This window comes from Luteimonas campi (genome assembly GCF_051162505.1).
Taxonomy (GTDB): Bacteria; Pseudomonadota; Gammaproteobacteria; order Xanthomonadales; family Xanthomonadaceae; genus Luteimonas.
In genome coordinates, this window is the sequence record NZ_JBNWEM010000005.1 from 1 (window position 1) to 25,012 (window position 25,012).

The 25,012-nt window shown below is 70.4% G+C and carries 20 protein-coding genes; 18 read left to right on the forward strand and 2 right to left on the reverse strand.

The window, feature by feature from the left end; all coding sequences use genetic code 11:
• The first annotated feature begins 108 nt into the window (after positions 1 to 108).
• From ACQYVW_RS14055 to ACQYVW_RS14080, 6 genes are all read left to right on the forward strand, one after another.
• Complete coding sequence (locus ACQYVW_RS14055) at positions 109 to 2,280, forward strand: RelA/SpoT family protein (RefSeq protein WP_434933330.1); 2,172 nt, start codon at positions 109 to 111, stop codon at positions 2,278 to 2,280.
• 58 nt (positions 2,281 to 2,338) lie between these two features.
• On the forward strand, positions 2,339 to 2,722 hold the full coding sequence (locus tag ACQYVW_RS14060; RefSeq protein WP_434947423.1) for a RidA family protein: 384 nt from the start codon (positions 2,339 to 2,341) through the stop codon (positions 2,720 to 2,722).
• Between the two features lie 13 nt (positions 2,723 to 2,735).
• A complete protein-coding gene (gene recG / locus ACQYVW_RS14065; RefSeq protein ID WP_434947424.1) occupies positions 2,736 to 4,844 on the forward strand; it encodes an ATP-dependent DNA helicase RecG in 2,109 nt (702 codons plus the stop codon).
• A gap of 252 nt (positions 4,845 to 5,096) precedes the next feature.
• On the forward strand, positions 5,097 to 6,035 hold the full coding sequence (locus tag ACQYVW_RS14070; protein WP_434947425.1) for a nucleoside hydrolase: 939 nt from the start codon (positions 5,097 to 5,099) through the stop codon (positions 6,033 to 6,035).
• Positions 6,036 to 6,108: 73 nt separating this feature from the next.
• Complete coding sequence (locus tag ACQYVW_RS14075) at positions 6,109 to 6,357, forward strand: type B 50S ribosomal protein L31 (RefSeq protein WP_434933338.1); 249 nt, start codon at positions 6,109 to 6,111, stop codon at positions 6,355 to 6,357.
• Between the two features lie 222 nt (positions 6,358 to 6,579).
• On the forward strand, positions 6,580 to 7,878 hold the full coding sequence (locus tag ACQYVW_RS14080; protein ID WP_434947426.1) for a citrate synthase: 1,299 nt from the start codon (positions 6,580 to 6,582) through the stop codon (positions 7,876 to 7,878).
• Positions 7,879 to 8,131: 253 nt separating this feature from the next.
• Here the strand turns inward: ACQYVW_RS14080 and ACQYVW_RS14085 are convergent, their stop codons facing one another.
• Together ACQYVW_RS14085 and ACQYVW_RS14090 are read right to left on the reverse strand one after the other, a co-directional pair.
• A complete protein-coding gene (locus tag ACQYVW_RS14085) occupies positions 8,132 to 8,791 on the reverse strand; it encodes a hypothetical protein (protein WP_434947427.1) in 660 nt (219 codons plus the stop codon).
• Between the two features lie 86 nt (positions 8,792 to 8,877).
• The gene (locus ACQYVW_RS14090) at positions 8,878 to 11,403 is read right to left on the reverse strand and encodes a penicillin-binding protein 1A (protein WP_434947428.1); all 2,526 of its coding nucleotides are present in this window, start codon (positions 11,401 to 11,403) and stop codon (positions 8,878 to 8,880) included.
• 227 nt (positions 11,404 to 11,630) lie between these two features.
• Here ACQYVW_RS14090 and ACQYVW_RS14095 point away from each other — a divergent pair, with 227 nt between their 5' ends.
• From ACQYVW_RS14095 to ACQYVW_RS14150, 12 genes are all read left to right on the forward strand, one after another.
• Positions 11,631 to 12,689, forward strand: coding sequence for a pilus assembly protein PilM (locus ACQYVW_RS14095; protein ID WP_434947429.1), 1,059 nt, complete (start codon positions 11,631 to 11,633; stop codon positions 12,687 to 12,689).
• Positions 12,689 to 13,399: a PilN domain-containing protein gene (locus ACQYVW_RS14100; RefSeq protein WP_434947430.1), complete on the forward strand. Its 711-nt coding sequence runs from the start codon at positions 12,689 to 12,691 to the stop codon at positions 13,397 to 13,399. Before ACQYVW_RS14095 ends, ACQYVW_RS14100 begins: the two co-directional genes overlap by 1 nt.
• Positions 13,396 to 14,070, forward strand: a complete 675-nt coding sequence (locus ACQYVW_RS14105) for a type IV pilus inner membrane component PilO (RefSeq protein ID WP_434947431.1) — start codon at positions 13,396 to 13,398, stop codon at positions 14,068 to 14,070. Before ACQYVW_RS14100 ends, ACQYVW_RS14105 begins: the two co-directional genes overlap by 4 nt.
• On the forward strand, positions 14,070 to 14,606 hold the full coding sequence (locus tag ACQYVW_RS14110; RefSeq protein ID WP_434933351.1) for a pilus assembly protein PilP: 537 nt from the start codon (positions 14,070 to 14,072) through the stop codon (positions 14,604 to 14,606). Before ACQYVW_RS14105 ends, ACQYVW_RS14110 begins: the two co-directional genes overlap by 1 nt.
• Before the next feature lie 16 nt (positions 14,607 to 14,622).
• Positions 14,623 to 16,578 (forward strand): type IV pilus secretin PilQ, encoded by a 1,956-nt coding sequence (locus ACQYVW_RS14115; protein ID WP_434947432.1) that lies wholly within the window; start codon positions 14,623 to 14,625, stop codon positions 16,576 to 16,578.
• 142 nt (positions 16,579 to 16,720) lie between these two features.
• Positions 16,721 to 17,713 (forward strand): AAA family ATPase, encoded by a 993-nt coding sequence (locus tag ACQYVW_RS14120; protein WP_434947433.1) that lies wholly within the window; start codon positions 16,721 to 16,723, stop codon positions 17,711 to 17,713.
• 29 nt (positions 17,714 to 17,742) lie between these two features.
• Entirely contained in the window at positions 17,743 to 18,666 is a 924-nt protein-coding gene (locus ACQYVW_RS14125) for a DUF58 domain-containing protein (protein ID WP_434947434.1), read from the forward strand.
• Positions 18,663 to 19,118, forward strand: a complete 456-nt coding sequence (locus ACQYVW_RS14130) for a DUF4381 domain-containing protein (RefSeq protein WP_434947435.1) — start codon at positions 18,663 to 18,665, stop codon at positions 19,116 to 19,118. The genes ACQYVW_RS14125 and ACQYVW_RS14130 overlap by 4 nt, the downstream gene beginning before the upstream one ends.
• The gene (locus ACQYVW_RS14135) at positions 19,100 to 20,158 is read left to right on the forward strand and encodes a vWA domain-containing protein (RefSeq protein WP_434947578.1); all 1,059 of its coding nucleotides are present in this window, start codon (positions 19,100 to 19,102) and stop codon (positions 20,156 to 20,158) included. The genes ACQYVW_RS14130 and ACQYVW_RS14135 overlap by 19 nt, the downstream gene beginning before the upstream one ends.
• Positions 20,155 to 21,921, forward strand: a complete 1,767-nt coding sequence (locus ACQYVW_RS14140; protein WP_434947436.1) for a VWA domain-containing protein — start codon at positions 20,155 to 20,157, stop codon at positions 21,919 to 21,921. The genes ACQYVW_RS14135 and ACQYVW_RS14140 overlap by 4 nt, the downstream gene beginning before the upstream one ends.
• Positions 21,918 to 23,573, forward strand: a complete 1,656-nt coding sequence (locus ACQYVW_RS14145) for a BatD family protein (RefSeq protein ID WP_434947437.1) — start codon at positions 21,918 to 21,920, stop codon at positions 23,571 to 23,573. Before ACQYVW_RS14140 ends, ACQYVW_RS14145 begins: the two co-directional genes overlap by 4 nt.
• Positions 23,574 to 23,664: 91 nt before the next feature.
• A complete protein-coding gene (locus tag ACQYVW_RS14150; RefSeq protein ID WP_434947438.1) occupies positions 23,665 to 24,978 on the forward strand; it encodes a dicarboxylate/amino acid:cation symporter in 1,314 nt (437 codons plus the stop codon).
• Positions 24,979 to 25,012: the final 34 nt, after the last annotated feature.

Sequence of the window (25,012 nt, forward strand, 5' to 3'; positions counted from 1 at the left end):
TCCCGAATCCCGAATCCCGAATCCCGAATCCCGAATCCCGAATCCCGAATCCCGAATCCCGGCTCCACCCCTATTCCCCATTTGGCGCCTTCCAATTAGGCTCCCGGGATGACTTCCGGTGTTCCCGCCCTGATCCTGCCCGTGCCGTCCTCCGAACAGGACGTGCCGGACTACGTACGCGATTTCGAGCGCGCGGCCGCCTACCTGCCGGCCGACCAGCGCACGCTGCTGCGGCGGGCCTGGGTGGTGGGCGCCGCCGCCCACGCGGGACAGACGCGCAAGTCCGGCGAGCCCTACATCACCCATCCGGTGGCAGTGGCCCAGGTGCTGGCCGAGCAAAAGGTCGACGTCGAAACCCTGGTCGCGGCGATCCTGCACGACACGATCGAGGACACGCCCCTGACCCGCGAACAGCTGGCGGGCGAGTTCGGCGAGACGGTGGCCGAGCTGGTCGATGGCGTCACCAAGCTCGACAAGCTGTATTTCAGCAGTCGCCAGGAAGCGGTGGCCGAGAGCTTCCGCAAGATGATGCTGGCGATGGCGCGCGACCTGCGCGTGATCCTGATCAAGCTCAGCGACCGCCTGCACAACATGCGCACCCTCGGCGCGCAGCCGGGGCCGGCGCGCGAGCGCATCGCGCGCGAGACCCTGGAGGTGTACGCGCCGATCGCGCAGCGGCTGGGCATGAACCTGATCAAGGCCGAACTGCAGGATCTCGGCTTCCACGCGCTGCATCCGCTGCGACACCTGATCCTGGAAAAGCACATCCGCAGCCAGCCGATGCTTCGGCGCGAGGCGATGGCCAAGATCGAGGCGCAGCTCGCGCAGCGCCTGACGAGCGAAGGGCTCAAGTACCGGCTGGTGAGCCGGGTGAAATCGCCCTGGAGCATCTACGGCAAGATGCGCAGCGAGGGCAAGACCTTCGCCCAGGTGATGGATGTGTTCGGCTTCCGCATCGTGGTGACGTCGGTGGCCGACTGCTACCACGCGCTGGGTGTCGCGCATTCGGTGTACAAGCCGCTGGACGGGCGTTTTCGCGACTTCATCGCGATCCCCAAGGCCAACGGCTACCAGTCCCTGCACACGGTGCTGTTCGGCCCCTACGGCTCGCCGATCGAGGTGCAGATCCGCACCGAGGAAATGGACCTGATCGCCGAGCGCGGCATCGCCGCGCACTGGGCCTACAAACATGGCACCGCGGCCAGCGGCGCGCAGGCGCGCGCGCATTCGTGGATCGCCAACCTGCTCGAGTCGCAGCGCGCGACCGGGTCGTCGCTGGAATTCCTGGAGAACGTGAAGGTCGACCTGTTCCCGGACGAGGTCTACCTGTTCTCGCCCAAGGGCGACATCCTGTCGCTGCCGCGCAATTCCACCGCGCTCGATTTCGCCTATACCGTGCATACCGACGTGGGCAACACGGCGGTGGCCGCGCGCGTGGACCGCAAGCTGGTACCGCTGCGCACCAAGCTGGTCAGCGGACAGACGGTGGAGATCGTCACCGCCAAGTCCTCGCTGCCCAAGCCGCAGTGGCTGGAGTTCGTGGTCACCGGCAAGGCGCGCACCGCGATCCGCGCGCAGCTCAAGCAGCTCGAGCACGAGGATGCGGTGACCCTGGGCCACCGCATGCTCGATCGCGCGCTGGAGGACACGGGCACTTCGCTCGACCGCCTGCCGCAGGCGCGCCTGGACGCCTATCTGGGCGAGCTGCGCTATCCGCGGCTCGAGGAACTGCTGGCCGACATCGCGCTGGGCAACCGCATGCCTTCGCAGGTGGCGGTGGCGCTGGCGCAGGCCGATGCGACGGCCACCGCCCCCGGCGGCGAGCGCGTGCAGCGCCCCGGCGAGCGCATCCTCATCAGCGGCCACGAGCGCGGCGTGATCAGCTTCGCCAACTGCTGCATGCCGATCCCCGGCGACGAGATCATGGGTTACCACACCGCGGGCAAGGGCATCGTCGTGCACCGGCTGGACTGTCCCAACGTGGCCGAATACCGCAAGTCGCCGGACCGCTGGGTGGCGATCGGCTGGGACCGCGAGGTCATCGGCGAGTATCCGGTGGGCCTGATCATCGAGACCGAGAACCGGCCCGGTTCGCTGGCCGAAGTGGCGGCGGCGATCGCCAAGGCCAACTCCAACATCGAAGGCGTGGAATACCTGGAACGCGACACCAACATCGCGGTGATCCGCTTCTCGATCCAGGTCCGCAACCGCCAGCACCTGGCCGACGTGATCCGTCGCACGCGACGGCTGGCAGCCGTGCACGGCGTGCAGCGGATGTAGCGCGGCGCCCGGCTCGCGCGGCGACCTATAATCCGGGGTTTCCGACCCGAGACGCCCCATGCCACGCACTCCGATCCAGACCGACCAGGCGCCCGCCGCGATCGGCCCGTATTCGCAGGCCACGCGCGCCGGGGACACCGTGTTCTTCTCGGGCCAGATCCCGCTCGATCCCGCCACCGGCGAGGTGGTGCCCGGCGGCATCGAGGCCCAGGCCCGGCGCGCGTTCGACAACCTCAAGGCCGTCGCCGACGCCGCAGGCGGCTCGATGGCCGATATCGTCCGCGTCGGCCTGTACTTGACCGACCTGTCCCAGTTCGCCGCGGTCAATGCGGTGATGGCGGACTACTTCGAGGCGCCGTACCCGGCCCGCTCGACCATCGAGGTGTCGGCGCTGCCCAAGGGCGTGCTGTTCGAAGTCGACGCGGTGATGGTGCTGGGCTGATCGCGGCGACGCGATGGCCAGGCTTGCGCCCACGCTGGCGGCCAGCGGCGACCTGGCACTGAAGACGCTGGCCGGGGTCGGGCCGGCGGTGGCGGAGAAGCTGGCCGCGCGCGGCCTGCTGACGCTGCAGGACCTGTGGCTGCACCTGCCGCGGCAGTACGAGGACCGCACCCGGATCACGCCGGTGCGCCAGCTGCAGCCGGGCGTGCCGGCGCAGGTGGAGGCGAGGGTGGAGGCGGTGGAGCGCGGCTTCCGCTACCGTCCGATGCTGCGCGTGGCGGTCGCCGACGAGTCGCGCGCCACGCTGGTGCTGCGCTTTTTCCATTTCCGTTCGCAGCAGGTCAACCAGTTCCGCGTCGGTGCGCGGGTGCGGGCCTACGGCACGCCGCGGCCCGGGCAGCAGGGGCTGGAGATCGTGCATCCCAGCTACCGGGTGCTGGGCGATGCGGAGGAGGGCGAGCTTGGTGATGCGCTCGATCCGGTCTATCCGGCGGTGGAGGGCATCGGGCCCGTCACGCTGCGTCGCCTGATCGCGCAGGCCCTGGACCGGCTTCCGGGCGAGGATGTCCTCGAGCTGTTGCCTGCGTCGCTGCTGCGCGGCGGTGCCGGACCCCTGCCCGGCCTGCGCGACGCGCTGCTGACCCTGCACCGGCCGCCGCGCGACACCGATGTCGCGGCGCTGCTTGCCGGCACCCATCCTGCGCAGCGGCGCCTGGCACTGGAGGAACTGCTGGCCCATCACCTGAGCTTGCGTCGCCAGCGCATCGCGCTGCAGGCGCACGCGGCTCCGGCCCTCGACGATGACGGCGGCCTGCCGGCGCGGTTGCGCGCGGCGCTGCCGTTCGCGCTCACCGGCGCGCAGGCGCGGGTATTCGCCGAGATCCGGGCGGACCTGCGCAAGGCGGCCCCGATGCTGCGCCTGGTGCAGGGCGACGTGGGCAGCGGCAAGACCGTGGTCGCCGCGATGGCGGCCTTGACCGCCATCGGCGGCGGGCGGCAGGCCGCACTGATGGCCCCGACCGAGCTGCTGGCCGAACAGCACCTGGCCAACCTGCGCGCCTGGCTGGAACCGCTCGGCGTGCGCGTGGCCTGGCTGGCGGGCAAGGTGTCCGGACGCGCGCGCAGCGCGGTGCTGGCCGAGATCGCCAGCGGCGCGGCGCAACTGGTTGTGGGCACGCACGCGCTGATGCAGGACGGCGTGGTGTTTCGCGACCTGGCCCTGGCCATCGTCGACGAACAGCATCGTTTCGGCGTGCACCAGCGCCTGGCGCTGCGCGACAAGGGCGCCGGCGCCGGCGTGGTTCCGCACCAGCTGGTGATGACCGCGACGCCGATCCCCCGCACCCTGGCCATGGCCGCCTACGCCGACCTCGACGTCTCCGCGATCGATGAACTGCCGCCCGGACGTACGCCCGTGCAGACGGTGGTGCTGGGCGCCGGACGACGGCCGGAGCTGATCGAACGCATCCGCGCCGCCTGCGCGGAAGGGCGGCAGGCGTACTGGGTCTGCACGATCATCGACGAGAGCGACGAGGTGGTGGCGCAGGCCGCCCAGACCACCTGGGAACAACTGACCGCGTCGCTGCCAGGCCTGCGCGTGGGCTTCGTGCACGGCCGCATGAAGGCGGGGGAGAAGCAGGCCACGATGCTCGCGTTCAAGCGCGGCGAGCTCGACCTGCTGGTCGCCACCACCGTCATCGAGGTGGGCGTGGACGTGCCCAACGCCTCGCTCATGATCATCGAGAACGCCGAACGGCTCGGGCTGTCGCAGCTCCACCAGCTGCGCGGGCGGGTCGGGCGCGGCAGCCGCGCCTCCAGTTGCGTGCTGCTCTACCAGCCGCCGCTGTCGCAGATGGCCAGGCAGCGGCTGGACACCATGCGCACCACCAGCGACGGGTTCCTGATCGCCGAGAAGGACCTGGAGCTGCGCGGGCCGGGCGAACTGCTGGGGACGCGACAGACTGGCCTGGTCGGCTTCCGCATCGCCGATCTGGCCCGCGACGCCGACCTGCTGCCGGACGTGCATCGCATCGCCGGGGCGCTGATGCAGGCGACGCCGGAGGTGGCCGACCGCATCGTCGACCGCTGGATCGGTGGCGCCGCGCGCTACGCCGGCGCCTGAGCGGCCGCGTGCGGACCCCGCCTTGCGCGGCAGGAGTCCGCGCCGGAGCGCGTCGCCGAGCAGGCTTTCCGCACCAGGGTCTGCCTCGCGGCCGCCGTCATCGGCCGGTCCGTCCAGCTAGGCTTGCCCTGCGCCGATCCCGCGAGGACAGTCGCGTTCCCAAACCAGGCGGCACCGGGCCGCCCCTGCACGCGGGACGGCAACGCCTTAGGCTGTCCGATTCCCTTTCCGATTCCCACCTCGAAACGCGCCATGACCGACCCCATCCCGCTCCTCATCGATACCGATCCCGGTGTCGACGACGCCCTCGCCCTGCTCATGGCCTTCGACGACCCGGCGCACCGGATCGTCGGCCTCACCATCGCCGCAGGCAACGTCGGCCTGCGCCACACCGTGGCCAACGCGCTCAAGCTGTGCGAAGTCGCCGGGCGCGACGACGTGCCGGTATTCGCCGGCTGCGCGGCGCCGCTGCTGCATGCCGCCCCCGACGCGGCCTACGTTCACGGCCAGGACGGCTTCGGCGACACCGGCTATGTGCCCGCAGGCCGCGAGGCGTCCCCTGAGCACGCCGCGCTGGCCATCCTCCGCCTGTCCCACGAACATGCCGGGCGGCTGGTGCTGGTCGCGCTGGGTCCGCTGACCAACCTGGCGCTGGCGCTCAAGCTCGATCCGAGCCTGCCGCAGCGGATCCAGCGGCTGGTGGTGATGGGCGGCTCGGTGCACGGACGGGGCAATATCACGCCCGCGGCCGAGTTCAACGTCTATTTCGACCCGGAAGCGGCGCACCTGGTGTTCGAGGCCTTCCCGGAGTTCGATCTGGCCGACTGGGACGCCACGCTGACGCACGGGTTGCCGCACGCCCAGGTCGAGGACTGGCTGGCGGCCGGATCGGCCCGCGGGCGCTTCTTCGCCGAGATCTCGCGCCAGACCCGCGAATGGTCGGCGGACCGGCGCGGCGACCGCTGGTTCGCGGCCGACGCGCTGGCGATGGCCCTCGCGCTCGCCCCGGACGGCGCGACCGAGCTGGCCACGCGCCCGCTGGAGGTCTGCCTGGAACGGGGCCCGGCGCGGGGCGCGACGATCGTGGACTGGAACCGGCAGAGCGGACGTCCCGACGCGGCGCGAATCCTGCTGCGCTACGACCAGGCGGCCTTCGAGGTGTGGATCCGCCGCGCGCTGGCGGCGGGCTGAGGCGGCTTGCGCCGCGCTGGCGGTTGCCGCTACAATGCCGGGCTTCCCTGCGCAATCTCAACGGTGTGCCGCCATGAAGGCCGACATCCATCCCGTATACCGCGAAGTCGTCTTCCAGGACGTGACTTCCGATTTCAAGTTCCTGACCCGCTCCACCCTGGCCGCCTCCTCGAAGGAGTCGATCAAATGGGACGACGGCAAGGAATATCCGCTGGTCAAGATCGAAGTGTCGTCCGCGACGCATCCGTTCTACACCGGCCAGAACAAGATCGTCGACACCAGCGGTCGCATCGACAAGTTCAAGCGTCGCTACGCGAAGTAATCGCGGACGGAACGTTCCGTTCCGGCAAGTTCCAGACGGCCGCCTTCGGGCGGCCGTTTGCGTTGCGGGGCGGCTGCCCATGCATGGTCGGTCGGGGTGCCGTCGCCGCACAGGACCAAAGTCCGAGGCGGCCCGCGGACCGGCTGTGCGATAATTGCTGCGTTGCGGTAGTTGCAGTACCGCCGTCGCCGGGCTCCTCGGGCCCGTCCGTACGTCTGAACCATGAGGAGCGTATCCGTGTCCGACAAAGTCGTGTTGAACGCCGGCGACAAGTCCGTCGACCTGCCCATCCTGAAACCCACGCTCGGCAACGACTGTGTCGACGTCTCGAAGCTGACCAGGGAGACGGGACTCTTCACCTACGACTCGGGCTTCACCGCCACCGCCAGCTGCAAGTCGGCGATCACCTACATCGACGGCGACAACGGCGTGCTGCTTTATCGCGGCTACCCGATCGAGCAGCTGGCCGAGCATTCCAGCTTCCTGGAAGTGGCCTATCTGCTGATGAACGGCGAGCTGCCCAACCAGGCCGAGTTCGCCAAGTTCGAGCACGAAGTGACGCATCACACGATGATGCACGAGTCGCTGAAGAACTTCCTGCACGGCTTCCATTACGACGCGCATCCGATGGCGATGCTCGCCGGCACGGTGGCCTCGCTGTCGGCGTTCTACCACGACACGCTGGACCTGGACGATCCGCAGCACCGCCACCAGGCCGCGATCCGCCTGCTGGCCAAGGTGCCGACCCTGGCCGCCGCCGCGTACCGCTATTCGATCGGCTGGCCGATCCGCTATCCGCGCAACAACCTCGAGTACGTCGACCGCTTCCTGCACATGATGTTCGAGGTGCCGAGCGAACCGCTGGAACTCAACCCGGTGGTGGCCAAGGCGCTGGACCTGCTGTTCATCCTGCATGCCGACCACGAGCAGAACGCGTCGACCTCGACCGTGCGTCTGGTCGGTTCCACCGGCGCCAATCCCTACGCCTGCATCGCCGCCGGCATCACCGCGCTGTGGGGTCCCGCGCACGGTGGCGCCAACGAAGCCGTGCTCAAGATGCTCGAGGAGATCGGCGATGCGAAGAACGTCGCGTCCGCCGTCGCCAAGGCCAAGGACAAGGAGTCGGGCTTCCGCCTGATGGGCTTCGGCCACCGCGTCTACAAGAACTTCGACCCGCGCGCGAAGATCATCCGCGAGATGACCCACAAGGTGCTGGGCGAGCTCGGCATCGACGACCCGCTGCTCGACGTCGCGATGCGCCTCGAGGAGGCCGCGCTGAAGGACGACTACTTCATCCAGCGCAAGCTGTATCCCAACGTCGACTTCTACAGCGGCATCATCTACAAGGCGCTCAAGATCCCGACCGAGATGTTCACCGTCATGTTCGCGATCGGCCGCACCGCCGGCTGGGTCGCGCACTGGCTGGAGCAGCAGGTCGATCCGGAAGCCAAGATCGGCCGCCCGCGCCAGATCTATACCGGTAGCGACGTGCGCGACTACCTGCCTGCCGGCAAACGCTGAATCCGGCGCCAGCTGTCGCAGGAAAAACGCCCCGCATCGCGGGGCGTTTTTCGTCATGGCGTTCGAGGATGCGTCGGGCGGTCTCGCGGCGGTGCGGCAAGCGACCGGGCAGGCCCCTGCAGGGGGGCGCCCGCCTGCTTGCGATCGGCGTGGCAGCGGACGCGTCGGGTCCGAAACCGGGTTGCGGCGCCCGGGAGGGCAGGGCGGGCGCAAGACGCTCCGTGACGCACCAACCCACCGATGCGGCGGGGGCTCAACCGCGTCCGGTACCCGCCGGGTCATAGCCTGCGATCTCGTCCTCGACCAGCAGCTGCCGCAGCTGCGCGGCGGACGCGCGTTTCATCGGCTTGCCGTCCACGGCGGACAGCGGCGCCTGGCGCAGCGCCACCGCAGGCAGGACGGTCAGCTCGAATCCAAGTTCCTCGGCGGTGAACATCCACAGCGGAAAGTCGCCCTCGCGGGTCCGGTCCAGCCGCACATGGCGGCTGCGCGATTCGGCGGGAATGCCGGCCTCGTCCAGGAATCGCGTCACTGCATCGGCGTCGTCGCTGTACAGCTGCAGGCCGATCGGCGTGCGTGCATCGGCGGTGCCCTCCAGGACCGGCCCGACTAGGCGCGGGTCGAAGCGCTCGAAGAACTCGAGCGCGCGCAGCGCGGCCTCGCGGCGGGTGCGCAGTTCGTCGACATGGCTGTCGCCGAGGAACAGGCGCTGGTACTCGCGCAGCGCCTCTTCGATCTCGCGATTGCGCGGCAGCGAGGCGTCATCGTGGATGCCGAGGCGGTCGGCGGCCTTGCGCTTGGCCTGCTGGTAGTCCCGGATGCCGCCTTCGGCCATCAGCCGGGCGGCCTCGTGGGCGAGCCGATGGCGGCGCTCGCGGGTGCGGGTCTCGGCATGCTGGCGGGCGCGGTGCATCACGATCCCCCGGTCCTGCGACGACAGGACTGTAACCCACGCCGGGGAAAGGTCAACGTGAAGCGCCGCGACCGCGGCGCCCCGGGTCAGAAGATGTCGTACGCTTCTTCGGCAGGCTGGTCGTCGAGGTCGAACGCGCTCACCGCTTCCATGCGCTCGAGGTCCTCGACCTTCACGTATTCGCCGATGCCGCCTTCCGACGTGGTCGGCAGCAGTTGCCCACCCGCCGTCACCGCGACCTTGACCATGCCCGGCGGCGGATCGTTGCGCGCCAGCGGCACGTCTTCGAGCGCCACGCGCATGAAGTCGATCCAGATCGGCAGCGCGGCGCGGCCGCCGTATTCGCGGAAGCCGAGCGAACGGTTGTCGTCGCGGCCGACCCAGACCGAGGTGACCAGGTTTCCGCCGAAACCGGAGAACCAGGCGTCGCGATGGTCGTTGGTCGAGCCGGTCTTGCCGCCCACGTCCTCCCGGCCCAGGGCCTTGGCCTGGCTGCCAGTGCCGCGTTGCACCACGTCGCGCATCATCGACATCAGCTGGTAGGCCACGCGCTCGTCGATCGCGCGCGGCGCGAGGATCGCGTCTTCGGGCAGTTCCACCGGCGCCGCGGGCGCGGTGTCCTCGCTCCCGGTCGCGCCGGTGACCGGGCGGGCCGGGCCGAGGTCGAAACCATCGACCACGTTCGACCTGGCCACCTGCACGCCACGCTCGTTGGCCGCGCAGCCGCGACAGGCCACTGGCGGATTGGCCTTGTAGACCAGCTCGCCGTTGCGATCGCGGACCTCGTCGATGAACCACGGGTCGATGCGGAAGCCGCCATTGGCGAACACCGCGTAGCCGCGCGCCACCGACAGCGGGGTTAGGGAGGGCGTGCCCAGCGAGATCGACAGGTTGGGAGGCAGTTCGGACTCTTCGAATCCGAAGTGGCTGATGTAGCGGCGCGCGTAGTCGACGCCGACCGCGTCCAGCAGGCGCACCGAGACCAGGTTGCGCGAACGCACCAGCGCCTCGCGCAGCCGCATCGGACCGGCGAACTTGCCGTCGTCGTTCTGGGGACGCCATTCCTGCCCGCGGCGCATGCGGAACACCACCGGCGCGTCGAGCACGATCGAGGCGGGGTTGAACCCGCGTTCGAACGCCGCCGCATAGATGAAGGGCTTGAAACTCGAGCCGGGCTGGCGGCGCGCCTGGGTGGCGCGGTTGAACTTGTTGCCGGCGAAGCTGAAGCCGCCGATCAGGGCGCGCAGCGCGCCGGTGTCGGGTTCCAGCGACACGAGGGTGGCCTGGCCGCGCGGCAGCTGGTCGAGCTGCCAGCTGACCGTCGGCGCCGCCTCGTCGGCGGCGGGCTTGGCCGGCTTCTCGATCCGCGCCACCCGCACCAGGTCTCCGCGTTCGAGCAAGGCCGAGGGGGTCTTGCCGGTCCAGCGGCTGGACGCGGCATCCAGGGTGAGGGTGGCGCCGTCGGCCAGGACGACCTCGGCGGTGCCGCTGCCGGTGCCCAGCACGATGGCGGGCAGCAAGCCCCCTTGCGCGGGAATCCCGCGCAGGCGCGCGCTGGCCGTGGCGGCGTCCTCGTCCGCGGCCAGTTCGAAAGTCTGCTCCGCGCCGGTCCAGCCGTGGCGGTGGTCGTAGGCGGACAGGCCGCTGCGCACCGCGCGATCGGCGGCGGCCTGCATCACCGGGTCGATGGTGGTGGTGACGTGGTAGCCGCGGCTGAGCACGTCTCCGCCGAAACGGGCCTCCATCTCCAGGCGCACCATCTCCGCCACATAGGGGGCGTAGGCCTCGACCGGACGCTCGTGCGGCTTGGCATGCATCGGCGTGGCCCGCGCCTGCCGGTACTCCGCTTCGCTGATGAAGCCCAGCTCGTGCATGCGCGCCAGCACGTAGTCGTCGCGGCGTTCGCGGGCGCGCTCCGGATTGCTCACGGGATTGCCGCTGGAGGGGAATTTCGGGATCGCCGCCAGCGAGGCCATCTCGTCGAGGTCGAGCGCGTCGAGCGTCTTGCCGTAGTAGAACTCCGCGGCCGCGGCGATGCCGTAGGAGCGGTTGCCGAAGAAGCTCTTGTTCAGATACAGCTCGAAGATCTCGTCCTTGCTCAGCTCCTGCTCCATCTTGCGCGCCAGCAGCATCTCGGCGAACTTGCGCCGGAAGCTGTATTCGGAGCTGAGGAAGAACTGCTTGGCGACCTGCTGGGTGATGGTGGAGCCGCCGGCCACGCGTTCGCGGCCCCGGGTCTTGGCCAGCAGCCAGATCGCGCGCGACACGCCCTTGTAGTCCACCCCGCCGTGCTCGTAGAAGCGCGCGTCCTCGGTGGCGAGGAAGGCCTGCTTCAGGCGCTCGGGCACGTCCTCGATCTGCACCGGATAGCGCCGCATTTCGCCGAACAGCGCCATCAGCTTGCCGTCGCGCGCGTAGACGTACATCGGTTCCTGCATCTCGATGTCGCGCAGGCTCTGCACGTCCGGCAACTTCGAGGACACCGTGTAATAGGCGATCGCGCCGGCCGTGGCGGCGGCCAGGCCCAGGACCAGGCAGGCCAGCAGCGCCCAGCGCAGGATGCGCAGCAGCGGCCGGGACTTCTTGCGGGGGGCGGGGGCGGGTGCGGACATAGGGGCGCAAGTATAGAGGTCGGCGGCGCGTCGCCTGTCGGCACGGGCAGGGGCCCCAGCGGGCGGGCGGAGCCGCCCGGGGGTGGCGCCGGGAAGGGCGCACCGGCCCAAGGCGGGCAATCCGGCACGCTACGGGAACCCCACTGTTGCCACCGGATGAAAAGTCCGTTATTTAATGCGCCGGGGCACGTTGCGCACGTAAGCGCCCGTGGCAAAGGGGAAAAACCGTGGGGCTGATCACAAAAAGTCAAGCGCCGCTTGTCGGGGTCGACATCAGTTCGACTGCGGTCAAGCTGCTGCAGCTGTCGCGATCCGGTGATCGCTACCGGGTCGAGCACTACGCCGTGGAGCCGCTGCCGCCCAACGCCGTGGTCGAGAAGAACCTCGTCGAGGTCGAGGCGGTGGGCGAGGCCATCCGCCGCGCGGTCTCGCGCTCGGGCACCAAGGCCAAGTTCGCCGCGGCCGCGGTGTCCGGGTCGGCGGTGATCACCAAGATCATCCCCATGCCGGCCGACCTGGACGACGACGACATGGAATCCCAGGTCGAACTCGAGGCGGTCAACTACATCCCGTACCCGATCGAGGAAGTGAACCTCGATTTCGAGGTGCTCGGCGGCATGCCGGGCAATACCGAGATGGTGCAGGTGCTGCTCGCGGCCTCGCGTTCGGAGAACGTGGAGATGCGCGCCTCGGCGCTCGAGCTGGGCGGGCTGACCGCGAAGGTGGTCGATGTCGAGGCCTTCGCCATCGAGAACGCCTTCGGCCTGCTGGCCAACACGCTCAACATCCCGCGCGACGGCATCGTGGCCCTGGTCGACATCGGGGCGACCATGACCACGCTCAACATCCTGCGCAACGGCCGCAGCCTGTACTCGCGCGAGCAGGTGTTCGGCGGCAAGCAGCTCACCGACGAGGTGATGCGCCGCTACGGCCTGAGCTACGAGGAAGCGGGCCTGGCCAAGCGCCAGGGCGGGCTGCCCGAGAGCTACGAGATCGAGGTGCTCGAACCGTTCAAGGAGGCCCTGGTCCAGCAGATCAGCCGCCTGCTGCAGTTCTTCTACGCCGGCAGCGAATTCAACCGCGTCGACCAGATCGTGCTGGCCGGTGGCTGCGCGTCGATCCCGGGCATCTCCGAGATGGTCGAGGAGCAACTGGGCGTGCAGACCATCATCGCCAACCCGCTGGCGCAGATGACGCTGGGCGCGCGGGTCCAGGCGCATGCGCTCGCGCAGGACGCACCGGCCCTGATGATCGCCTGCGGTCTGGCGCTGAGGAGCTTCGACTGATGGCCCGGATCAACCTACTTCCGTGGCGGGCCGAGCGCCGCAAGCAGCGCCAGAAGGAATTCGGCGTGATGCTGGGCATGGCCGCGCTGGCCGGCCTGCTGCTCTGGTTCCTGTTCAACATGTACTACAACGCCCAGATCGACGGGCAGAAGGAGCGCAACCGCTTCCTCGAGCAGGAGATCGCGCAGGTCGACGAGAAGATCGTCGAGATCGAGGTGCTGGACAAGCAGCGGGCCCGCCTGCTGGCGCGCAAGGACGTGATCGAGCAACTGCAGGCCAACCGCTCGCAGATGGTGCACCTGTTCGACTCGCTGGTGCGCACCATCCCCGACGGCGTGATCCTCACCGGGATCAAGCAGGAGGGCGAGAAGCTCACCCTGGAAGGCCGCTCGCAGTCCAACTCGCGCGTCAGTACCTACATGCGCAACCTGGAAGGTTCGGGCTGGATGACCCGTCCGGACCTGTCGATCATCGAGGCGCGCGACGGCGTCGCCGGCCTGCCCTACGCGTTCAACCTGTCGGTGCAGCTCGCCAATCCCAACGCGCCCAAGGACGAGGACGGCGACGGCGTGCCGGATCCGGTGCCGCCGGTCAATGCAGAGCCCGCGGCGGCTCCCGCCGACGAGGCTGCGGCGGCTCAGGCCGCCGAGCCGGCCGTCGCGGACGCGCCCGCGGTCGAGTCCGCGCCTGCCGAAGGAGCTGCCCAGTGAGCAAGAAGAAGGTGTCGCTGCGCGAGCTCGACTTCAACAACATGGGTTCGTGGCCGCGCGAGTACAAGATCGGGTTCTGCGTGCTGCTGGCCGTCCTGATCTTCGGCCTGCTCTGGTACGTGGTGACCCGGCCCAAGGGCGCGGAGCTCAAGGGTCTGGAGCGCACCGAGGCGGAGCTGCGCACGGATTTCGAGACCAAGCAGGGGCGCGCGGCCAACCTGGAGCCGCTCAAGCAGCAGCTCGCGCAGATGGAACAGCAGCTGCAGCAGATGCTGCGGCAGTTGCCGAGCCGCACCGAGATGCCGGCGCTGATCAACGACATCTCGCAGACCGCGCTGGCCACCGGCATCCATAACGAGCTGTTCAAGCCGGGTCCGGAAGCGCCGAAGGAGTTCTACGCCGAGAAGCCGATCGAACTGAAGATGGTGGGTTCCTACCACCAGTTCGGTGCCTTCGTCAGCGGCGTGGCCTCGCTGCCGCGCGTGGTCATCATGACCATGCATGACATCTCGCTGCGTCCGCGCGGTGCCGGGAACAACAACACGCTCGCCGGGATCGGCCCGAACTCGAGCCTGGAGCTGGCCGGCACGGTCAAGACCTACCGCTACCTCGACGAGGAAGAGGCCGCGGCGCAGGAAGAGGTCGCGGCGGCCGCGGGAGGGACTCAGTGATGCGTATTTCCAGGAATGCCGCCGGCGCCGTGGCATGCGTGCTGGCGCTGGCGCTCACCGGCTGCATCCGCGGGGTGGCCAGCACGCCGGGCGATGCCCCCAACCTGCACGAATGGGTCGCCAACGTGAAGGCGCGTCCGGCGCCTCCGCTCGATCCGCTGCCGGTCATGCAGCAGTTCGAGACCTTCGAATACGCGGCCCAGGACCTGCGCGACCCCTTCAGCGTGGCCTTCGGCGACGACGGCAGCGGCAGTGGCCCGCGTCCCGACTCCAATCGCCGCAAGCAGGTGCTCGAAGCGTTCCCGCTCGACAGTCTGGACATGGTCGGTACCTTGCATACCGGCGCATCCATGATTGCGCTGGTGATGGCGCCCGACAAGGTGACCTATCGGGTTTCTCCGGGCGTCTACATGGGCCAGAACGACGGCCGGGTGACCAGCGTGCAGGAAGATAGAATCGATCTCGTCGAACTCGTGCCGGATGGCGCTGGTGGCTGGCTGGAACGGCCGGCTTCGGTTGCGCTCGAAGACAATTGATCAGGGGAAGTCAAAGATGACCGTCACCACAGTGCGTAATCGGCAGCCGGCCCGGCGAGCCATCCCCGTCAAGGCTTTGGCGATCGGCCTCTGCGCAGGCCTGCTGTCGGCCTCCGCCGCCGCGGGCGCGCCGCAGCCGCATGCCTACGCGCCGGGAATGCTGGCGATGGCGCAGGCTGCCGCCATCGATCCTGCCAAGCAGGTGCCGGGGGTCGTCTCGGTTTCCGCCGTGGACTTCAAGCGCGGCGACGGTGGCGCGGGCAAGTTGATCCTCCGCTTCGACGGCGAGGGTGCGAACCCGGACCTGCGCACGCAGGGTTCCAGCGTCATCGTCAACATCGGCAACGCTTCGCTGCCCGCCTCGCTGCAGCGTCCGCTCAACGTCACCGATTTCGCCACGCCTGTGCAGCGCATCGACGCACGCCAGGGCGGCGAGGGTGCGCAACTGGTGCTGAGCAACCAGGGCAACTTCGAATCGATGGCCTACCAGAGCGGCCGCGACTACGTGGTCGAGATCGTGCCGCGTGCCGCGGCCGCCACCGACCGCGCCGTGGGCGCCAGCACTCCGGCGACGACGACCACGACCGCGCAGGCCACGGCGGCCCGCGCCTACAGCGGCCGCCCGGTGACCTTCAACTTCCAGGACGTGCCGGTGCGCACCGTCCTGCAGCTGATCGCCGAGGAGTCCAACCTCAACATCGTCGCCAGCGACACGGTGACCGGCAACGTGACCCTGCGTCTGATCAACGTGCCCTGGGACCAGGCGCTGGACATCGTCCTGCAGGCCAGGCAGCTCGACAAGCGACGCAACGGCAACGTGGTCTGGGTGGCTCCGCAGTCGGAGATCGCGCAGTTCGAACAGGACAAGGAAAACGCCCGCCTGGCGCTCGAGGAGCGGGCGGAGATGGTGACCGAGTACATCCCGATCAGCTACGGCAACGCCGAGGACATCGCCAAGCTGCTGACCGACGAAAGCAAGACCGGGCAGGGCGCCGGCGGTGGTGCGACCGGCGGCGGCAACCAGAGCCGGGGCTTCCTCTCCGCGCGCGGCAGCCTGAGCTTCGACCGGCGCACCAACACGCTGCTGGCGATCGACATTCCGCAGCGGGTGCAAGAGATCAAGCGCCTGGTGCAGGCGCTGGACAAGCCGGTGGACCAGGTCGTCATCGAGGCCCGCATCGTCATCGCCAACGAGTCGTTCTCGCGGGACCTCGGCGCGCGGTTCGGCATTACGGGCGGCAAGGACCGGGTGATCGGCTCGGGATCCCTCGACAGCAACGTCAACTACATCAATGACCTTGCCGAGCGTGCCAACGATCTGGCGAACGAGGGCACAAGCGATGTGATTCCCGCACACCTGTTCCCGAGCGGCCTGGTGTTCAACAACCCGGTCGGCGGCGGGGCAGGCGCGCTGGCATTGACCATCCTCGGCAACGCCATCAACTGGGATCTGGAAATCTCGGCGCTGCAGGAAGAGGGCCGCGGCGAGGTGGTGTCCAACCCGCGCATCGTGACCAGCAACCAGAAGGAAGCGGTGATCCGCCAGGGCCAGGAGGTCGGTTACCTGACGGTCACCGGTGGGCAGAGCAACAGCATCCCCACCGTCGAGTTCAAGGACGTGCTGCTCGAGCTCAAGGTCACCCCGACGATCACCAACGACGGCCGCGTGTTCCTCAACATGGCGCTGAAGAAGGACGAGATCGACGGTTTCATCAACGTCGGCTCCGGCCTGGGCCAGGTGCCGCAGATCAACAAGCGGGAGATCACCACCGCCGTGCTGATCGAGGACGGGCAGACGGTCTCCATTGGCGGCGTCTACGAGTTCCGCGAGCGCAGCGACCTGGCCAAGGTTCCGTTCTTCGGCGACCTGCCGATCCTCGGCAACCTGTTCAAGAATCGCGGCCGCACCCGGGACAAGGCCGAGCTGCTGATCTTCGTGACGCCGAAGGTCATGCGCGTCGCCCAGCGCTGAGGCGGGCGTCACGACCATCCACGGGGCCTTCGGGCCCCGTCTTCGTTTGCGGCGCCGGGCGCGGGGGCCGTGCCCTCCGACACTGAACCTGCACGCCCGGGTCTGGTCCAATGCCACCTGACTCGGCAGCCCCCGGCGGTCCATGGATACCTCGCGCGACGACATCCCACGCCTGCACGCGGCTTTCACCGCGCTGCGGGACGACCTGGCCAGCGGCATCCTGGGCCAGGCGGCGCTGGTCGAGCGGCTGCTGATCGCGCTGCTGGCGGACGGCCATCTGCTGGTGGAAGGCGCGCCCGGCCTGGCCAAGACCACCGCCATCCGGGCGCTCGCGGCGCGGGTCGAGGGCGATTTCGCCCGGGTCCAGTTCACCCCGGACCTGCTGCCCGCCGACCTCACCGGCACGGAGATCTGGCGGCCGCAGGAGGCGCGTTTCGAATTCGTGCCCGGCCCGATCTTCCATTCGCTGCTGCTGGCCGACGAAATCAATCGCGCGCCCGCGAAGGTGCAGTCCGCGCTGCTGGAGGCGATGGGCGAGCGCCAGGTCACGGTGGGACGGCAGACCTACGCCTTGCCGGCGCTGTTCCTGGTCATGGCGACGCAGAATCCGATCGAGCAGGAAGGCACCTTCCCGCTGCCCGAGGCGCAACTCGACCGGTTCCTGATGCATGTGCGCATCGGCTACCCCGAGGCGGGCACCGAGACCGCGATCCTGCAGCTGGCGCGCGAGCGCGCACGCGAGGGCCTGCGCGGCGGAAGCCACGAGCCGCAGCGCATGCCGCAGGCGGACGTGTTCGCCGCGCGCGCCGCGGTGCTCGACCTGCACGTGGCGCCGGCGGTGGAACGTTACCTGGTGGAACTGGTGCTGGCCTCGCGCGAACCGGGCCGCTACGACGCCGAACTGGCCAGGCGCATCGCCTGGGGCGCGAGTCCGCGCGGCTCGATCTCGCTTGAGCGCTGTGCGCGGGCGAAGGCCTGGCTGGCCGGCCGCGACTTCGTCACCCCAGACGACGTGCGCGACGTGGCTCCCGACGTGCTGCGCCATCGCGTGCTGCCCAGCTACGAAGCCACCGCCGAGGGCTGGGACGGGGAGCGCCTGGTCGCGGCGCTGCTCGACCGGGTGCCGTTGCCCTGAGCGTGGACGCCGAGCGCAGAGCCGCCGCCATGTCCGCCGAGCCGGGGCCACGACCCGCTTCCGCGGACGGTGTCGTGCCCTCGCTGGCGGAACTGGTCGCCCTGCGCGGCGTCGCGCAGGCGCGGCGCCCGCCCCGTCGCGGCCGGCTCGGCGGGGCTGGACAGGCACCGTCCCCGCAGCGCGGCCGCGGCATGGAATACGCCGAGTCGCGCGAGTACACGCGCGGCGACGATGCCAGGCACGTCGACTGGCGGCTCACGGCCCGCAGCGGCCGCATGCACACCAAACTGTTCCAGGCCGAGCGCGAGCGCCTGACCCTGGTGCTGGCCGACACCTCGCCCGCGCTGTACTTCGGCACGCGCGTGCGCTTCAAGTCGGTGCAGGCGGCGCGCGCGGGTGCCGTCGCGACCTGGGCGGCGATCGGCGAGGGTGACCGGGTTGCCGCCCTGCGCGGCAGCCGGCTCGAACCGGCGATTCCCCCCGCGGGAGGCACGCGCGGTGCGCTCCGCGTACTCGATGCGCTGGTGCGCTGGTACGCGCATGCGCCGACCGATGACGAAGGGCTGGTCGATGGCCTCGCGCGTGCGCGGCGCCTGCTGCGCCCGGGTTCGCGGCTGGTGGTGCTGGCCGAACCCGGCAGCCTCGACGACGTGCCCGACGCCGCATGGGCGGCGCTGGCCATGCATCACCAGGCGGTCGTGATCCTGATCGACGACGCGCTGGAGCGAGACCCGCCGCGCCAGCGTCTGCCGATGCTGGTGGACGGTCGCCGGGTCGAACCCGATCTCGCCGGCGCGGCGCAGCGCCAGCGCTGGCATGACGCTTTCGGCGGTGCGGCAGAACAGGCGGCTTCACGCTTGCGCGCGCGCGGGGTGCGGGCCCGTCTCCTGCCGGCCAGCGCTCCGAGCCAGTCCTGGCTGGTGCCGGACAGCCGGCCCGGGGACGCGGCGTGAGTCCACTGCAGCTGCCGCTGCGGGATGTGCACGAGCCGGTGGCACCGGCCTGGTGGCCGCCGGCGCCGGGATGGTGGATCGTGTTCGGCGTGGTGCTGCTGGTCGCGCTGGCCCTGGCCTGGGTGCGCTGGCGCCGACGCTGGCGGGCGCTGCGGGCGGAAGCCCTGTTCGACCGCACGGTGGCCGCCGCGCAGGCAGGCCCCGGGCAGGTGGCCGCGATGTCGGCGCTGCTGCGTCGCGCGGCCCGGCGCCGTACGCCGGATGCGGCCACGCTGCAGGGCGAGGCCTGGCTGCAGTTGCTGGACGAGGGGTTGCAGTCGCACGAATTCGCCGGCGGCGCCGGGCGGCTGCTGCTGGAAGGCCCGTTCCGCGCCCGGCTCGACCCGCATGAGGTGGAAGCGGTACGGCGGATCGCGCGCGCGCGCTTCGTCGACTGGATGGTGCGGAGATGAATGGCTGGCTCGAACATCTGCCCCAGCTGGCCTGGCCGTGGATGCTGCTGGCGCTGCCGCTGCCATGGCTCGCTCGACGCTGGCTGCCACCGGTGCGTTCGTCGCTGGCGGCGCTGCGGGTGCCGTGGGGCCCGCGGATCGAGGGCATCGCCCAGCGCGATCCGGTACCGCTGCGCGCGATGCCGCGGTTGGCGCTGCTCGCATGGTGCCTGCTGTGCGTGGCCGCGGCGCGTCCGCAGCAGGCGGGCGAACCGCTGCAGCCGCCTGCTTCCGGGCGCGAGCTGATGCTGGCGGTGGATCTGTCCGGCAGCATGGGCGAGCAGGACATGCGCCTGGGTGCGTCGGTGGTCGATCGGCTCACCGCCGCGAAAGCCGTGATCGCCGATTTCCTGGACAGGCGCGTGGGCGACCGTGTCGGGCTGATCGTGTTCGGGCAACGCGCCTATGCGCTCACGCCGATGACGCTCGACCGCGACAGCGTGCGCCAGCAGCTGCTCGACAGCGTGGTTGGGCTGGCCGGTCGCGAAACCGCGATCGGCGATGCCATCGGGCTTGCGGTCAAGCGCCTGCGCGGCGCCGATGCCGACGCCTCCGGCAGGCGCGCACCGGGAACCCGTGTGCTGGTGCTGCTGACCGACGGGGTCAACACCGCCGGCCAGCTCGACCCCATGAAAGCCGCGGAGCTGGCGCGCGACCAGGGTGTGCGCATCCATACCGTCGCCTTCGGTGGCGACGACGCGCGCACGATGTTCGGTATCCGCCTGCCGACTGGCGACGTCGAGATCGACGAGGCCGCGCTGCGCCGCATCGCCGAAGCGACCGGCGGTCGCGCCTTCCGCGCGCGCGATGCGAACGAACTGGCCGGCATCTATGCCGAGATCGACCGGCTCGAACCGGTGTCCCGCCCCGGCGAGCAACTGCGGCCCGTCGTGGAGCGCTATCCCTGGCCGCTGGCTGCGGCCCTGTTGGCCGCACTGCTGGCGCTGGCGCCGTGGTCGTCGCTGAAGGGCGCCGGGCGCGGCGTGGACGCAGCGCCATGAGCGAGGCCCTCGCCCAGCTGCAGTTCCTGCGTCCGGCCTGGCTGTGGGCGCTGGGCTTGCTGCCGCTGCTCGCGGTCGGATGGTGGTGGCGCCAGCGTCGCGCCAGCGTCTGGCGCGAACATGTCGACGCGCACCTGCTACCCCATCTGATCGTGCCAGCCGCAGGACGGGCTCACCTTGGAGGGCTGTGCGCGCTGCTGCTGGCATGGACCCTGGCGATCCTGGCGCTCGCCGGCCCCAGCTGGCGCCAGGGGGAGGTGCCGCTGCAACCGCAGGGCCGCGCCCTGGTGGTCGCGCTGGATCTGTCCGACGCGATGCTGGCATCCGATCTACCGCCTTCGCGGATGCTGCAGGCGCGGGCCAAGCTTGCCGCTCTGCTGGGCACGCGCGCGGCTGGTGAGGTGGCGCTGGTCGCGTTTGCCGACGATGCCTATACCGTCGCGCCGCTGACGGCGGATGCGGCGAATGTGGCGCTGTTCCTCGATGCGCTGGCGCCGGACGTGATGCCGGTGGATGGCCATCGGCCCGACCGTGCGATCTTCGCGGCGATGCGCCTGCTGCAGCAGGCCGGGCATGGCGGTGGCGACATCCTGCTGCTTACCCATGCCGCGGACGCGGCGACGGTCTCAGCCGCGGCGCGCGCCTCGGCCGCGGGTTTCCGCGTCTCCACCCTCGGCCTGGGCAGGCCGGGAGGCGCCACCTTCCGCGCCCGCGACGCCAGCCTGCGCTCCACCCATCTCGATGCACCGTCGCTGCAGCGCGTGGCGCAGGCCGGTGCCGGGCGCTACGCGCCGCTGTCCGCGGACGGCGGGGATCTGGCTGCGCTTGGCGTGCTGTCGGCCGCGGCCGGCGCCACGGACAGCGCGGCTTCGCGCGGGGACGCGCGGATTGCGCGCGACGAGGGCTGGTGGCTGCTGCCGCCGCTGATGCTGCTGGGGCTGCTGGCATTCCGCCGCGGCGCGATGGTGGCGGTGCTGGCGGTATGCCTGCTGCTACCGCTGCCGGCGCTGCAGGCAGCCGGACCGGCCACCGCAACGCCTTGGCGCCGCGCCGACCAGGTGGAACATGGGCGCATGCGCGAGGCGCTGGACGCCTATCGGGCCGGTCGCTTCGACGAGGCCTCGCAGGCCTGGCGCACGCTGCCGGGAGCGGACGCCGCCTACAACCGCGGCAATGCACTGGCCCGTGCGGGACGCCTCGAGGAAGCGCTGCAGGCCTACGACGAAGCGCTGCGGCGCCAGCCCGGGATGGACGATGCGATCGCCAACCGCGCCGTGGTGGAGGCAGAACTGCGGCGCCAGCCGCCTTCGGGCGACGGCCAGCGGCGACAGCGTCCGCAGGATGGAGAACAGCGCGAGGGCGCCGGGGACGCGCCGGGCGAGGAGACCGCGTGGCCGTCATCCGAGCCCCCCGACGCAGCCACGCAGAGCGAGGCGGCCTCGCCGCAGACACCGCCCCGGGACGACGGTCCGGATCGCGACCCCGCCGCGCCGCAGCCCGCCGCCAGCGAACAGGCCCAGCGCGAGGCCGATGCCGCCCAGCAGCAGCGCATGCAGCAGGCCCTGGGCGAGGGCGAACGCGCCAGCGACAGCGGCGAACGCCAGGCCGGCGATCCCGAGCGCGCGGAGAGCGCGGCCGAACGCGAGCGGCGCCAGGCCGCGGATGCCTGGCTGCGGCGCGTGCCCGACGACCCGGGCGGCCTGCTGCGTGCGCGCTTCCGGCTGGAACACCAGCGTCGCCACGGCGGAGAGCCATCGCCATGAACCCATTCCTGCTGCGCCTGCTGGCCTGTGCGATCGTCCTGCCCGTCCTCTCGATCCTGGCAGGGGATGCGCACGCCGCCACGCGCGCCTGGCTCGACCGCGACCGCATCGAAGTCGGCGAAACCACCACGCTCAACATCGAGACCGACCAGGCCGCCGCGCGCATGCCCGATTTCGACGCGTTGCTCCCCGACTTCGTGCTCAGCGGCCACAGCAGCAGTCGCGGCACCGAGCGGACGAACGGCTCGCAGCGCGACCGGGTGCTGTTCGCGGTCGCGCTCAGGCCGCGCCGGGACGGACTGATGACGGTGCCGGCGCTGCGCGTGGGTAACGAGACCACGGCCCCGCTGCAACTGACCGTGGCGCCGGCCCCCACCGCGCCCGCGCGCGCAGGCGAGCCCGCCTTCATCGAAGGCGAGGCGGACAGCCAGCAGCCCTATGTGCAGCAGTCCATCGGCTACACGCTGCGGCTGTATTACGCCACTCCGCTCGTGTCCGGCCAGCTCGACCAGCCGCAGCCCGACGGCGCGGCGATGCAGCGCGTCGGCAGCGATCTGCAATACACGCGCGAGGCCGGCGGCCGCCGCTACACCGTGGTCGAGCGGCGCTTCGTGATCGTGCCCGAACGCAGCGGCACCCTGACCATTCCTGGCGCGCGCTTCGAAGGCACCGGCGTGGGCGGGTTCTTCGACGACATGTTCGGCAGCGGTCGCCGGGCGCTGCGCGCGGACGGCCCGCCGAGGATCCTGCAGGTCCGACCCGTTCCAGATGGCGCGCCGCAGCCGTGGCTGCCGCTGCACGGGCTGGAACTGCGCTATCTCGCCACGCCGGACGTCGCGCGCGCGGGCGAGGCGATGACCATCGATGTCGAACTCGTGGCCGATGGCGCCGCCGCCAGCCAGCTGCCGGAGCTGCTGCTGCCGCCCGTCGACGGCGCGCAGGTGCTGCCCGAACCTGCGCAGGTGGACGAGAGCTTCGAGCGCGGCCGGCTGCGCACGCGGGTGACCCGCCGTTTCGCGGTGGTGCCGGCTGCTGCCGGGCGGCTGGAGGTGCCGGGGCCGCGGATGGCGTGGTGGGACGTGCGCGCCGGCGTGGCCCGCAGCGCGTCGCTGCCTGCGCTGCGGCTGGACGTGTCGCCCGGCACGGCAAAGCCGGTGGACATGCAGGCACTGCCTGCGGCCGACGGCAGGCAGGCGGCGCCGCTCGCCGGCGCCAGCCCATGGCCATGGATCGCGCTGGGCTTCGCGCTGCTGTGGCTGGCGACGCTGGCGTGGGCGTTGCGACGGCGCACGCACCGCGCGAGCGAGGCCCTCCAGCCGTCGCCGCCTGCGACGCAGCCGATGGATGTGCGCCAACTGCAGCGTGTACTGCAGGTCGGCGACCCGGGAGAGGTCGAGCAGGCGTTGCGCGCGCTGGCCTCGCCGCCAGCGCCGAGCCTGGACGCGTTGTCGCGATCGCTGGACGATCCTGCCCAGCAGGCGGCACTGCGTGGGCTGCAGCTTGCGCGCTGGGCCGACGGCGACCTCGCAGCGGCACGCGCCGCGCTTCGCACGGCCTTCGCGAACGGGCCCGCGTGGCGCCGGGAAGCCGCGCCCGCCGAACCGGGCGAGGAGCTCCTGCCGCCGCTCTATCCCGGATCCGGGCGACGTTGAGCCATTGCGGCAGCGTGGGGCGCGCCCCACGGCGGGGGCATCTCGCCGGGTTTGTTAAGCTTCGGCGATTGTTGCAGACGAGACAGCGCCGATGAGCGAACCGACCCGCGGGGCCCGGACACCGATGCCGTTGCACTGGAAGATCGCGATCGGCTTTGTCGTCGGCCTGGTGCTGGGGATGTTCGTCCACTATGGCATCGGCGCGGACGTGGGCTGGGTGCAGGCGCTTACGCGCTACGTCACCACGCCGTTCTCGCAGCTGTTCCTGAGCCTGATCTTCATGCTGATCGTCCCGCTGCTGTTCTCGGCGCTGGTGGTCGGTGTGTCGGAAATGGGCGATATCGGCTCGCTTGGCCGCATCGGCTGGCGCACGCTGGCCTGGACGGTCGCGCTGTCCGGCATCGCGGTGCTGCTGGGCCTGGTGATGGTGAACCTGTTCAGGCCGGGCGCGGGCGTGGATCCCGCGCTCGCCCAGCAGTTGCTCACCGAAGGCGCCGAGCGCGCGCAGGCGATCGTGCGCGACAGCGCCGAGCAGCCCAAGGGTATGGAGATGCTGCTGTCGATCGTGCCGCAGAACGTGATCGGCGCGGCCAGCAACAACGCCAACATCCTGGCGCTGATGTTCTTCGCGCTGATGTTCGGCGTCGGCCTGGTGCTGACCCGGACGCCGCAGACCGCGGTGCTCAAGCGCGGCATCGAAGGCCTGTTCGAGATCTCGATGACCCTGATCGGGCTGGTGATCCGGCTCGCGCCCTACGCGGTGTTCTGCTTCATGTTCAACCTGGCCGTGCTGTTCGGCTGGGACCTGCTGATCAAGCTCGGGCAGTTCGTGCTGGTGGTGGTCGGCGCGCTCGCGATCCACATGCTGGTGACGTATTCGCTCGCGCTGCGCCTGGTCGCGGGCTGGTCGCCGCTGGCCTTCTTCCGGGGCGTGCAGGAGGCGATGCTGATGGCATTCTCCACCGCATCGAGCAACGCCACGCTGCCGACCGCGCTCAAGGTGGCCGACGAGAACCTCAAGCTGCCGAAGAAGGTCTCGCGCTTCGTGCTGACCATCGGCGCCACCGCCAACCAGAACGGCACGGCGCTGTTCGAAGGCGTGACGGTGATCTTCCTGGCGCAGTTCTTCAACGTCGATCTGACGCTCGGCCAGCAGTTCATGGTGATGCTGGTGTGCATCCTCGGCGGCATCGGTACCGCGGGCGTGCCCTCGGGCTCGCTGCCGGTGGTGGCGCTGATCTGCGCGATGGTGGGCGTGCCGCCGGAGGGCATCGGCCTGGTACTGGGCGTGAACCACTTCCTCGACATGTGCCGCACCACGGTGAACGTCGCCGGCGATCTCGGCATCGCGGCCCTGGTCTCGCGCGGCGAGAGCGACGCCGAGCCCGACATCGCCCGGGCCTGAGCCGGCAGCCTCCCCCACCCGGCCGCGCAGCAAG